The organism is Binatus sp. (SeqCode) (assembly GCF_035272065.1).
GTDB lineage: Bacteria > Desulfobacterota > Binatia > Binatales > Binataceae > Binatus.
In genome coordinates, this window is the sequence record NZ_DATEQZ010000004.1 from 1 (window position 1) to 12,915 (window position 12,915).

Below are 12,915 nucleotides of genomic sequence, written 5' to 3' on the forward strand. Positions count from 1 at the left end.
CACATCCTCGGCCGGCAGCGTGCGCGAGCGCAGCCTATCCCGCAGCTCCCTGCGCTCACTCGGCGTCAAGCAAAACTCTCCTGCAAGCATGCCTCATGATACAAGAATCCGATACCAATGTCACCGTTACAGGCCACTAGATGTTTGTCCTTCTAATCCGTGCGGGAGAATGTCCGCGTTTGGATTTCTTCTCGTTGAACCCGTTCAAAATAATGTCCAAAGTCTCCGCCACGGCAGCCTCGATGTCGATCTTCCCGTCATGCCGGACCCAAGTGTAGATGAGCGCGAAGAACGCCGCGCACGCGGTCAGCGCTGCAACCGTCGGCTCTGTCCGCCGCCGAAACTCACCGCTCTTCTGCCCGCGCCGGATAACCGCCGCCAGCAGATTGATAAGGTCGGCCGTGCTCTCGTCGTGCTCGCTAAGCACGCGCGGCCGCGCCAGCACTTCGCGCATCACCAGCCGGACTACGTCGGGATGCCGCACGGCGCGCTCGGCCAGCATCTTGAGCGCCATCCGCAGCGTCGCAGTCGCGCTGCCACGATACTCGCCAATCACAGCCGCGAGCTCGTCGTTGGCGCGCTCACCGTACTCGATAAGCAAAGCTTCCTTGGCCGGAAAATGTAGAAAAAAAGTCGCGCGAGCCACGTCGGCGCTGTCGCAGATATCGTCGATCGTAACCGAATCGAAACCGCGGCGCAGGAAAAGGTTCATCGCCGCATTGTAGATATCAGCGCGGGTGCGCCCTTTCTTGCGCTCGCGCCGCGAAACCGGCGCCTCGGCAATGGCATGAACACCGGAGCTGTCGATATACTCGGCCATATAACTAGACTTCAGTCTATTAAACGGCCGCGATGCGTGAAGCAAGGCCCTTCGCCGGATGGTTCGTCTTTGGCCAGTGCGGCACGCTTTGCAAACTCGGTCCGTAAACAGACGCGGTTCAATCCCCTTTGCCAAAAAAGAAGAACAAAACTGAAGCCACGCCAGAAAAGCCGCGCGTCGTGGTCGACTTCGAGCTGCTCCGCGGCTTAGCCGCGCAAAATTTCCGCGACCTTGGGGGCCATCCCGGCGCCAATGACCGGCGCGTCCGCGCCGGGATGATATTCCGCTCATCGCATCTCGCCGAAGTTCCGCCCGAAAGTCCCATCAGCCAGCTCGAGCTTCGCACCCTCGTCACGCTTCAGAGCCGTGCCGAAGTCAAACACCTGGGCGCGCCCCAGCCCGCCGGGCGCCGCGGCATCCGATGGGAACACATCCCGATGGGCGACGAGTGGTTTAGCGATCAAGGCTACACGCGCGTAGCACCCGAGCCCGGCCGCGAGCATCTCGCACTCGTCATGCACTTTCGACACGACTGGCGCCGCTTCTTCAAGCTGCTCGCCGAGCGCGACGTTTACCCCCTGCTCTTCCATTGTTCCGCCGGCCGTGACCGCACTGGAGTCGGCGCCGCGATGCTGCTGTCGATGCTCGGAGTCGAACGCGATCGAATCGTCGCCGACTTCCTCGAAAGCAACTTGGTCTTCACCAAGGCCCCGCTCGCAGCCGAGCAACTCGATCCAGTCTTCGAACTGATTGACGAGAACGGCGGCATCGAAGGCTTTATGCGCGAGGTAATCGGCCTCGGGCCCGCCGAACTAGCCATCATTCGCGAAGATCTGTTGGAGGATTAAGCGGTCAAGCAGGCAGGTAGCCGTCGCGCAGTAGTGACTTGGCGATGATCATCCGCTGCACTTCACTGGTACCCTCGCCGATTTCCGAGAGCTTGGCGTCGCGCATGTAGCGCTCGACCGGGAAGTCGGTGACGTAGCCGTAGCCGCCGTGAATCTGCACCGCTTTGATCGTCGACCACATCGCGGTCTCCGATGCGAACAGTTTCGCCATCGCGGCTTCGCGCGCGAACGGTTTGCCCGCATCCTTGAGCGCGGCGGCGCGGCAGATAAGCGCCCACGATGCCTCGATTCGAGTCGCCATATCGGCGAACATCCACTGGATCGCCTGGAACTCGGCAATCTTCTTGCCGAACTGGCCGCGCTCGAGCGCGTACGCGCGCGCTTCCTCGAAGCCACCGCGCGCGATTCCCGCCGCGAATCCGGCGATTCCGATTCTGCCTGCCTCGAGCACCTTGAGCGTATCCCGGTAGCCGGCGCCGAGCTCGCCGACGAGGTTGCGCGCCGGCACGGTGACGTTCTCGAAGATGACCTCGGCGGTGTCGGACGCGCGCAGTCCCAGCTTCTCGATTTTCTTTCCGTTCGAGAGTCCCGCAGTGCCGCGATCGACGATGAATGCTGAAACACCGTCGCGCCCGCGCGCTTGATCGGTAATCGCCATCACGACATACACATCGGCGACGGTGCCGTTGGTGATGAACATCTTGGAGCCTGAGATCGAATAGTTGTCACCGACCCGCGTGGCCTTCGTATGCATCGCGGCCGCATCCGAACCGGAACTCGGCTCGGTGAGGCACCACGCGCCGAGCTTCTTCGCCTGCAGCATCGCGGGGACGTAATGATCGCGCTGCTCGTCGGATGCGAACGCCGCGATGTGCCCGGTCGAGAGCGACATATGCGCGGCGCAGGTGAGCCCTATCGACGCGTCGTAGCGCGAGAGCCCCTCGACAACGAGCACTTGCGAGAGGGTGTCCGCGCCGCCGCCGCCGAATTTTCCCGGGAAAGCGACGCCGAGAAAGCCGAGCTGGCCCAGCTGCTCGACGATATGCCGCGGGAAGGTCTCTTCCTTGTCCCATTTGGTAGAGTGCGGCTTAATCTCGCGCTCGGCAAAGTCGGTCAGCGTCTCGCGGATGCGCCGCTGCTCTTCGGTCAGATCGAAATTCATCTTGAACCTAAGTGCGTGCGGCGACGTTCTCGCGCACCCACTTTACGATGTCTTCCGTCGATGCGCCGGGAGTGAAGATTTGCCGCACGCCCATCTCTTTGAGCTTGACCGCGTCGTCGTCGGGAATGATACCGCCGCCGAACACCGCGACGTCGCCGGCGCCGCGCTCTTTCAACAGGCGCATCACTTCCGGAAACAGCGTCATATGCGCGCCCGAAAGCACGCTGAGCCCGACCGCGTCGGCATCTTCCTGCACGGCGGCCTCCGCGATCATTCCGGGCGTCTGATGAAGCCCGGTGTAGATTACCTCGAAGCCGCCATCGCGCAGCGCGCGCGCGATAATTTTCGCGCCGCGATCGTGGCCGTCGAGTCCGGGTTTCGCCACCAGAATTCTGAGTCTCTTTTCCGCCATCGTCTAGATCCAGCCTGGGTCTCTATACACGCCAAACTCGGCGCGAAAAATGTCGGAGACCTCGCCGACAGTCGCGTCACGACGCACCGCTTCGCAAATCGGTCCCATCAGGTTTTCGCCTGAGCGGCAAGCCTCGGCGACGCGTGCGAGCGCTTCCTTGACGGCGACGGAGTTGCGCTCGCGCTTCACTTTGCGCACGCGCTGAATCTGCCGCTCTTCGATCGCGGGATCGATCTTGAGCGTTGCGATCGGAATTTCCTCGGGGATGGAATACTTGTTAACGCCGACGACCGTCTTGATTCCCTGTTCGAGCTGACGCTGAAAGTGGAATGCGGCCTCGGCGATCTCGCGCTGCGGATAGCCAGTCTCAATCGCTTTGACCATCCCGCCCATCTCGTCGATGCGCCGGATATAGTCGTTCGCCTCGCGCTCCATCCTGTCGGTCAGCGCCTCGACCGCATAGCTGCCGCCGAAGGGATCGATCGTATTCGTCACTCCTGTCTCTTCCGCGATAACTTGTTGCGTGCGCAGCGCGACCATCACGGCCTGTTCGGTCGGCAGTGCGAGCGTCTCGTCCATCGAATTGGTATGCAACGACTGGATTCCGCCGAGCACTCCCGCGAGCGCCTGGATCGCGACGCGGACCACGTTGTTGATCGGTTGCTGCGCGGTCAGCGACGCGCCCGCGGTCTGCGCATGCGTCCGCAGCATCATCGATTTCGGATTCTTCGCACCGAAACGGTCTTTCATGATTCGCGCCCACATCCGGCGCGCGGCGCGGAGCTTGGCAACCTCTTCGAGAAAATCGTTGTGCAGATTCCAGAAGAACGACAGCCGCTGCGCGAAATCGTCGACGGCGATCCCGCGCTTGACCGCCTCATCGACGTAGCAGATGCCGTCGGCAATCGTGAACGCCAACTCCTGCACGGCGGTCGAGCCCGCCTCGCGGATGTGGTAGCCCGAGATCGACACGGCGTGCCAGCGCGGAACTTTGCGCGCACAGAACTCGATCATGTCGGTGACGATTCGCAGCGCCGGACGCGGCGGGCAAATCCATTCCTTCTGCGCGATGTACTCCTTGAGCATATCGTTCTGAATCGTCCCGCCGACACGCTCCCACGGAATTCCGTTGCGCTCGGCCACCACCAGGTACATCGCGAGCAGAATCGACGCTGAGCAGTTCACCGTCATCGAGGTGGTGACGCGGTCGAGCGGGATTCGATCGAACAGCGTCGCCATGTCATAGACGGTCGAGACTGACACACCCTCGCGTCCCACCTCGCCGAGCGCCCGTTCGTGGTCGGCGTCGTAGCCCATCAGCGTTGGCATGTCGAACGCCGTGGAGAGTCCGTCCTGGCCCTGGCCGAGCAGGAAATGGAAGCGCGCGTTGGTGTCCTCGGCGAGTCCGAAGCCGGCGAACTGGCGCATCGTCCATAACCGCCCGCGGTACATCGAGCCGTACACGCCGCGTGTGTACGGAAACTCGCCGGGGTTGCCGAGCGCGTCGTCGTACGAGCCGCTGACGTCGTCGGGTGTGTAGAGCGGGTCGAGTTCCATGTCAGACACGGTCGAGAAACGGATCGGCCGCTCACTCGCCTGCTTGTAGGTCGTCTCGAGCCATTTCTTTTTATTGCTCACGGTACGGTCCTCGCCGACTCTCGCATCACCGGTTGTCGAGCACGCTGCCGGCGATCACCAGACGCTGAATCTCGGACGTGCCTTCGTAAATCTCGGTAATCTTGGCGTCGCGGAAAAAGCGTTCGACTTTGAACTCCTTGGTGTAGCCATAGCCGCCATGAATCTGCACCGCCTCGGTCGCGGACTTCATCGCGGTTTCGGCCGCGAACAGCTTCGCCATCGCCGATTCCTTGGTGCACGCCTCGCCGCGATCTTTCAGCGTGGCCGCGCGATGCGTCAGCAGGCGGGCCGCGTCGATCTCGACCGCCATGTCGGCGAGCTTCCATTGAATCGCCTGGTACTGCGCGATCGGTTTGCCGAAGGTCAGCCGTTCATTCGCGTATTTCAACGACGCCTCGAGCGACGCGCGCGCGATTCCGAGCGCTTGCGACGCGATCCCGATCCTGCCGCCGTCGAGCGTCTTCATCGCGACCTTGAATCCCTGCCCTTCCTCGAGCAGGAGATTTTCGCGCGGCACGCGCATATCCGAAAAGCTCAATTGCGCGGAATGCGCGCCGTGAATTCCCATCTTGTCTTCGACTCGCGTGACCGCCCATCCCGCTGTGCCGGTCTCGACGGCAAACGCGCTGATCCCGTGATGTCCCTTGTCGGGCTGCGTCATCGCGAACACGATCGCGACCTTCGATTGCGGCGCATTGGTGATGAAATTTTTCGTACCGTTGATCACATACGAGTCGCCGTCGCGCACCGCGCGTGTCTTCTGACCCGCCGCGTCGGAGCCGGCCTGCGGCTCGGTCAGCGCGAAGCATCCAAGCCAGCTGCCGGTCGCCATCTTCGGCAGGAAGTGGCTCTTTTGCTTGGCGGTGCCGAGCCCGAGAATCGGCCAGGACGCCAGCGAGCAATGCGCCGACATGATTACAGCCGTCGAAGCGCATTCGACCGCGAGTTCCTCGAGCACGAGAGAGTACGCAACGTGATCGAGGCCCGCGCCGCCGTATTGTTCAGGAAGAAAGATACCAAGCATCCCGAGCCGCGCGAGTTCATCGATCGCTTCGGCGGGATATCGATGCGAGCGGTCGGCCTCGACGCCGATAGGCCCCAGCTTTTCGCGGGCGAAGCGGCGGGCAACGTCGCGGGCGCCGCGTTGCGCTTCAGTGAGTTCGAGATCCATCCCGATCCATATGTAGCTTAGAGTGATGGGCGGGGTCGATAGAAACGCGCGCCGATTTTACGCATCGCTTTGAACATCTGTTCGGATTATCGCTTCAAGGGCTAATACCCGTGGCAGCGCCGACTTTCGCGGGAACGATCCGGATTGAACCGTTGGGTAGTGCGCGGAAGGTTCGCAGGGTTATCCGAGCCGGCGCGGCGTCAACCATCACGGCGCCGGCGAGGTCGGTGCGCATGAGGATTGCGCCCGCTTCGATGTAACGTTCGACGACCGCGGGTGATAAGAAAATGAAAGTTGTTCAGATATCCGTCCGAGATTACCGCGGCCTGCGGATGCACCGCCGCAATGAATGCCGCGGTCGAGGAGGTCGCGCTGCCGTGATGCGGCACCTTGAGTATCGTCGCACGGAGACTTGCGTGGTTGGAGAGCATCGCACGCTCGCCCGCCCATTCGATATCGCCGGTGAACAGCAATGACGCGCTGCCGAAATTGAATCGCTGCACCATCGAACTGTTGTTCTGCGTCCTCGCGGTGAGGTAGCCGCCGTTGAGCGACGCAATCGTGACGCCGCCAATCGACGCGACCGGGGCCGCCTCGTGCACCTGCACCATCGGAATTTTGGCGCGCGCGAAGTCGTCCATCATGCGCGCATAGCTCACGTCGACGCTCGCCACGCCGGTGCTCCAGAACGCACGCGGCGCGAAGTTCATCGCGATGAAATCCAGGCCGCCGAAATGGTCCAGGTCCGGATGGCTTAGCACGACGTAATCGACGTGCATGATTTTTTGTGACCACAAGTACGGCGCGACTATTCGCTCCCCCGCGTCGAAACCGCCGTAGGAGCCACCGCCGTCGATCACCATCACGCGCGATCCGGGAAATCGCACGACTGCGCCGTCGCCCTCTCCCACCGACAGGAACGTCACGCGCAGATCGGGATTGAAGAAGCGCTCGTAGGTCCAGTAACCCCCGTCAACCATCAACACAACTGCCAGCGCGATGGCGCATCGCGCACGCCAGCCAAACCCGGACACGCCTGCCGTATCGTCTGGAATCTCGTCGCGTGATCGTTTCCCGGTTATCGCAACGGCAAGCGGGGCGAGCAACCACATCATCAGGAACGCATACGCGATTGCGAGTTCGAGAATCGTCGGCGTGAAGATGCGAAACCACGCCAGTGGCCAATCGACGAACCACGCCGCCAGCCAGTTGCCGGCCGAGAGCGCGTTCGCGCCGAATAACAGTATCGGACGCGCGGCCGACTCCGAAATGAAACTCAATGCGGCCGCGATGAGGCCGCTGACCGTCGCGCCGAACGCCATGATCGGCACCACGACGGCGTTCGCGACGATTCCGACAATCGCAAACTGATTGAAGTGGTACGCGGTGAGAGGCGCCGTGCCGGCCATCGCCCAGAACGACACCGCGAAATAGCCGGTCAGGGCTTCCAGAAACCGCCAGCGGGGCGACGACGGTTCGCCGCGGAGCAAACCGATGCGTTTGCGGCGCGCAAACCATGCGGCGAACCGTTGCATCCCGAGCACGATTGCAATCACCGACGCGAACGAGAGCTGAAAGCCGATATCGGCGGTCGAACCGGGAAGCGCGACGCAAATGACGATCGCGGCAAGAGCCAGCGACGCGATCGCCTCGCGCGAACGATCGATCGCCACGGCCAGCATGTATGCGAGCACCATCACCAGCGCACGAATCGTCGACACGTGATGCCCCGCGATCGACGCGTACGCGCACACGGCCAGCATCGCGGCAAGCGCGACAACCTTGTTCGCGTAACCGCGGTTTGCCAGCCCCGGCAACTGCATCATCGCCAGCCGCACCGCGGCAAACATCGCGGCCGCCACGATGCTCAAGTGCAATCCCGAAATCACCAGCAGATGCGCCATTCCGGTGCGCGCGAATGTCTGCCTCAGCGGTTCGCCGATTTCGCCCTGGTCGCCGATCACCAGCGCGCGCATCTCGGCGTTTTCAGGATAGGCAAGGTTTCGATCGAAGAACTCGCCGATGTGAGTTCTTATGGATTCAATCTGACTGGCCGGAAAGCTCGAACGATGTCCGATGATTTGAAAGACGGGTGAGCCGAACGCCTTTTTCGACGCGGTCATCGTCGCGTCGATGCCGTCGCGCGCCATCAGCCCCGCATAATCGAATTCGCCGGGATTGCCGTAGTTGCGCGGAAAGTGAATTCGCGCGCTCAGCCTGATTTCATCGCCCAGTTTGAAGGCTCCGCCGCCGAGCACCGCGATTCGCACATTCCGGCTCGATGCCAACATGGCGCCGCCCTGCTCGGCGGCTCGTTCGACGCCCACGTACAGCCGATCGCCGTATGCTTTGTGTTCGCTCTCGCGATATACGCGTCCTTCGATTGTAACGCGCGAACCTTCCACCATCGTCGCGATGCCATGTGACTCGCGCGGCGGCTCCAGCACGTTCGCAACGGCAGCGGTCGCCGCAACTGCGATCGCAAAATACGTGGACGCCAGACCCAACGTCCGTCGAGAGCTGAGAAACGCGAAGAGCGCCAGTGCCGTAAGCGCCAGTCCGAGCGACAACGGAATCGCAACGTGGAAATTGCCGAGCGCATCGCCGGCTATGATAGAAATTGCGACCGCATAGATCGGCGGCAGCCGTTCAAGCCGGATGACCGCCGGGATCGGAGGCCCGATTTCGCGAAACCTGACCGGCTCGAGTTCGACAGGTCGCGAGACGGAGCCTCTTACGGAAAGTGCTCCCGCAGCGATAGGTACGCACTCCTTTGCGCATCAATGGCGGCGTGCGGTCAGTGTTGACTCGAAGATTATGTACTAGCACAAGCAGATAGCGCGACCGCCCATGTGTGCTTTGGAGAACTTTTACGTCAATCACGCACGGGTGCGTCATTGACTCGCGCGCCGGCGTCATCGCCGGGAATCGCGGCTGAAGCAGGCGGCGCAGCCGATTCGTCGACGGAGTCACCGGACTCTTCGACGTCGAGCAACGCCGTCATTTAGTCAAGATGGCGGCGAATCTCTGCGGCCAGTTCGCGGTTGAGTCCCTTCACGGCCGCAATCTCCTCGGTCGTCGCCTCGCGAATCCGCTTGAGGCTCCCGAAATGACGAAGCATCGCTCGCCGCCGCACCGGTCCGACGCCTTCGATATCGTCGAGCACCGAACGCAGCCGGGCTCGCCGCCTCAGTTCGCGGTTGTACGTGATCGCGAATCGATGCGCCTCGTCGCGAATCCTCACGAGCAGGAACAGCGCCGTCGAATTCTTCGGCAGAACGATAGGATCTTTGCGCCGGGGAACGAAGACGCGCTCCTCGGATTTTGTCACCTCTTTTTCGCGCCGATCGTTCAGCACATGCTGCTTGGCCAGCGACACGCAATCGATCTCGTCGAGCAGCTTGAACTCGCGCAGCACTTCGAGCGCGACGTTGAGCTGCCCTTTGCCGCCGTCGATAACCCACAAATCCGGGTATTCGTTTTCACGCACCGCACGCTGGAGCCGGCGCTTGAGGACTTCATACATGCTGGCGAAGTCGTCCTGGCCTTCGAAGCTGCGGATCCGGTAGCGGCGATAGAGATTCTTCTGCGGCTCGCCTTCGTCAAACGTCACCTGCGACCCGACCACCATCGAGCCCTGCAGATTGGAGATGTCGTAGCACTCCATTCGCTTGGGCGTGTTGCGCAGGCCGAGTTTGACGCGCAGGTCTTCGAGCATTCTCTCACGCGTCTTTTCGTTGTCGCGGCGCGAGGCAAAGCTCTGGCGCGCGTTGTCCATCGCCATTTCGAGCAGGCGGAGCTTCTCACCGCGCTGCGGCTGGAAGACCTCGCATTTCTTTCCGCGCCGCTCTGAGAGCAGCTCCGCGCGCACCGCGGCGTCTTCGAGCTCGACCGGCACGATCACTTCATCGGGAATATTGCGCGCTCCCGAGTAGTACTGTGTGAGCAAATCGGAGAGAATTTCGTGCACCGGAAATTCCAGGTCCTGGAAGCTCCATCCCTGCGTGCTGGTCAGCTTTCCACCGCGCACGATCAGCACGATCGCCTCGATGTAGCCGCCTTCGCGGTAGATTCCGAACACGTCTTGGTCGATTCCCCAGTGATGAAGTACGGTCTGGCGCTCGACGGTTTTCTCTATCGCGCGCACGCGATCACGGATTCGCGCGGCCTGCTCGAATTCGAGGCGCGACGCGTGATCCTTCATCAGATCGCGCATCTCGCGGAGCAGCTCAAGGTTCTTTCCTTCGAGCAGCATCTGCGCCGCGTGTAGATGGCGGCCGTACTCGTCGCGATCGACCGGCAAGCAGCACGGTCCGAGGCATCGCTTGATCTGATATTCGAGGCACGGCCGCGAGCGGTTGCGAAACACCGCGTCGGTGCAGGTGCGCAGTGGAAACACTTTGCGGATGACGTCGATCGTCTCGCGCAGGCCGTCGGCCGAGCCGAACGGGCCGAAGTAGTGACCGCCGTCCTTGACGATCTTGCGCGTTACTGTAATTCGCGGCCATGCGTGATTGGTAATCTTCGCGCTCAGGTACGATTTGTCGTCCTTGAGGCGGATGTTGTACCGGGGCTTGTACTGTTTGATCAGGTTGTTCTCGAGGATCAGCGCCTCCTTCTCGCTGGCGGTGACGATAGTGTCGAAGTCGCGCACCCGCCGCATAAGGAAACGAACCTGGTAGCGCCCGTCGCCGCCCTCGCGAAAGTATGCGCGCACGCGCGAGCGCAGCGCTTTCGCCTTTCCGACATAAAGGACCTTGCCCGCGCGATCGCGCAGCAGGTAGATGCCGGGTTCGGTCGGGGTGGCTGCCAGCTTCCGATCGATCGGGGCCGATTCGTCCTCGAGGACCAGCGCTGCGGGATTGTCGCCGCAATCGGCCGGCTGCCCTTTCGGATACTCGATTAGCGAGCCGTACCGAGGTCCCGTCGGCTTTTCGTTTTCATCTTCGGGGAGCATGGCCGCTACTATATCATCGCCACCGGTATCGGTTTCTCTGCGAGTGCCAGACACGGCAAGGAGAAATTTATGCCATATGTAGTGGTTTTGGGTTTGTTGCCCTCTAGGCGTAGTTTCGTTCCGTCAAAATAAAATTCGCATGTGACGGGCGTTACGCGATTTTTGGAGTGAGGCCGGACGATCGTGGGACATCCTGACTTATCGTCCATACGGTATGCGTAGCGCAGAAAATCCACCGGGGTCAGGCTGAACAGTTCATCCCTGAACTCGGGCTGAAAAGAAAATTGGACGCAGCGACTCAAAACCGGTACCGGCTTCGCTGAGGCGAAGCTGTCCGAGATCCTTCCTGCCGCTCGCGTCGCTCGCTTCGTCAGGATGACAGAAGGGGATGCAGCGAAACTCAAAATCGGTGCGCGAGGCTGTTCGAGATCCTTCCATCCGCTCGCGATGCTCGCTTTGGTCAGGATGACAAAGACTGCGCTCGCCCTGGCGCGCCTGGTGCGCGGGCTACCCGACTTCCCTGAATCATTGCTATTGAGATTTTGCGAGCAGTATCAACTACCGCGCGACGACAAGCGCGCAGGAGAGGCAAAATGGGCAGAATCCAGGGAAAAGTCGCAGTGATCACCGGAGCCGCGAGCGGGATGGGCCGCGCGACGGCGCTCCGCTTCGCAAAGGAAGGCGCGAGCGTTGTACTCACCGATCTGAACGCGCAGGGAGGAGAGACTGCGGTGGCAGAATGCGCCGCGGCAGGCGGGCGCGCGGTCTTTCAGCGAACCGACGTGACCAGCGAGGCGGACATCAAGAGCGCGGTCGCACGCGCAGTCAAGGAATACGGGCGCCTCGACATCATGTTCAACAACGCGGGCGTCGCGGGCGTTGTCGGGCCGATCGAAAAAGTGTCATCGGCCGACTGGGATAAAACAATCGCAGTGCTGCTACGCGCCGCGTTCCTCGGCATGAAGTACTCGATCCCCGAGATGCGCAAAGCGGGCGGCGGCTCGATCATCTCGACCGCGTCGGTGGCTGGCTTGCGCGGCGTCGGCTATCTCGCCGCGTACAGCGCCGCGAAGGCCGCGATCGTGAACCTGACGCAGGCGGTCGCGATCGAAGTCGGCCACGACAAGATTCGCGTCAACTGCATCTGCCCCGGCGGCGTCAACACGCCGCTGATACATCGCGGGCGTCCCGGCGCCGAGGAGCAATCGGAGAAGGCGATGGCGCGGATGCAGCCGATACCGCGCGCAGGGAAACCTGACGACATCGCAACGATGGCGCTGTTCCTGGCCAGCGACGAAGCCGACTGGATCAGCGGCACCGCAATGGTCGTCGACGGCGGCATCAACACCGGCAACGCGCGCTTTCGCCTCGCGGGCCTGCCGGACAGCGGCTTCTCCGGCCCGTCGTTTGAAATGTGATCGCGTTACCAGCTTGGAGTCGTGGTCTGCTACTTACGTCGGGGCGCGTCACGCGCGATGCGAGCCGTCGTAATCTTTTAAGCTAGAGGGAATCTGAGATGGACAGACTCAAGGGCAAAGTGGCTGTAATCACGGGCGCGGCGAGTGGAATCGGGCGCGCGACCGCAATCAAGTTCGCGGGCGAAGGTGCGGCGGTCGTGATCGCGGACCTTAACGTCGAGGGCGGCGAATCCTCGGTTCGCGATTGCAAAGAGAACGCCGGTCGCGCGGTCTTTCAGAAAACCGACGTCTCCGCCGAAGCTGAAATCAAGGCGCTCGTCGCACGCGCGATCAAGGAGTTCGGGCGCCTCGACATCATTTACAACAACGCCGGAATCGGCGGGGCAGTCGGACCGCTCGAACAAATCTCCGTCGAGGATTGGGACAAGAGCCAGAATGTACTGCTGCGCGGCGTATTCCTCGGGATGAAGCATGCGGCGCCCGAGATGC

Annotated in this window: 11 protein-coding genes; 3 read left to right on the forward strand and 8 right to left on the reverse strand. The window is 61.9% G+C overall.

The genetic code is table 11. The annotated features are described in order from the left end of the window. Positions 1-136: 136 nt before the first annotated feature. Entirely contained in the window at positions 137-820 is a 684-nt protein-coding gene (locus tag VJX68_RS00795) for a TetR/AcrR family transcriptional regulator (protein ID WP_324093731.1), read from the reverse strand. A gap of 128 nt (positions 821-948) precedes the next feature. Between VJX68_RS00795 and VJX68_RS00800 the strand changes: the two genes are divergently transcribed. Next, positions 949-1,668: a tyrosine-protein phosphatase gene (locus VJX68_RS00800; RefSeq protein ID WP_324093732.1), complete on the forward strand. Its 720-nt coding sequence runs from the start codon at positions 949-951 to the stop codon at positions 1,666-1,668. Positions 1,669-1,672: 4 nt separating this feature from the next. Here VJX68_RS00800 and VJX68_RS00805 read toward each other — a convergent pair whose 3' ends face one another. The 7 genes from VJX68_RS00805 to uvrC form a co-directional block, all read right to left on the reverse strand. Beyond that, positions 1,673-2,830, reverse strand: a complete 1,158-nt coding sequence (locus tag VJX68_RS00805; protein ID WP_324093733.1) for an acyl-CoA dehydrogenase family protein — start codon at positions 2,828-2,830, stop codon at positions 1,673-1,675. 7 nt (positions 2,831-2,837) lie between these two features. Beyond that, positions 2,838-3,242, reverse strand: a complete 405-nt coding sequence (locus VJX68_RS00810; RefSeq protein ID WP_324093734.1) for a coenzyme B12-dependent isobutyryl CoA mutase small subunit — start codon at positions 3,240-3,242, stop codon at positions 2,838-2,840. A 3-nt stretch (positions 3,243-3,245) separates the two neighbouring features. Then, complete coding sequence (locus tag VJX68_RS00815; RefSeq protein WP_324093735.1) at positions 3,246-4,880, reverse strand: acyl-CoA mutase large subunit family protein; 1,635 nt, start codon at positions 4,878-4,880, stop codon at positions 3,246-3,248. Positions 4,881-4,905: 25 nt separating this feature from the next. After that, positions 4,906-6,051 (reverse strand): acyl-CoA dehydrogenase, encoded by a 1,146-nt coding sequence (locus tag VJX68_RS00820; protein WP_324093736.1) that lies wholly within the window; start codon positions 6,049-6,051, stop codon positions 4,906-4,908. 200 nt (positions 6,052-6,251) lie between these two features. Beyond that, positions 6,252-8,621: a DNA internalization-related competence protein ComEC/Rec2 gene (locus VJX68_RS00825; RefSeq protein WP_324093737.1), complete on the reverse strand. Its 2,370-nt coding sequence runs from the start codon at positions 8,619-8,621 to the stop codon at positions 6,252-6,254. Between the two features lie 305 nt (positions 8,622-8,926). Beyond that, entirely contained in the window at positions 8,927-9,055 is a 129-nt protein-coding gene (locus tag VJX68_RS00830; RefSeq protein ID WP_324093738.1) for a hypothetical protein, read from the reverse strand. Continuing rightward, positions 9,056-11,008, reverse strand: coding sequence for an excinuclease ABC subunit UvrC (gene uvrC / locus VJX68_RS00835; protein ID WP_324093739.1), 1,953 nt, complete (start codon positions 11,006-11,008; stop codon positions 9,056-9,058). A gap of 593 nt (positions 11,009-11,601) precedes the next feature. Here uvrC and VJX68_RS00840 point away from each other — a divergent pair. Both VJX68_RS00840 and VJX68_RS00845 read left to right on the forward strand, forming a co-directional pair. After that, the gene (locus VJX68_RS00840) at positions 11,602-12,426 is read left to right on the forward strand and encodes an SDR family NAD(P)-dependent oxidoreductase (RefSeq protein WP_324093740.1); all 825 of its coding nucleotides are present in this window, start codon (positions 11,602-11,604) and stop codon (positions 12,424-12,426) included. Positions 12,427-12,524: 98 nt separating this feature from the next. Then, the coding region (locus VJX68_RS00845) for an SDR family NAD(P)-dependent oxidoreductase (protein ID WP_324093741.1) at positions 12,525-12,915 on the forward strand (391 nt) is incomplete at its 3' end.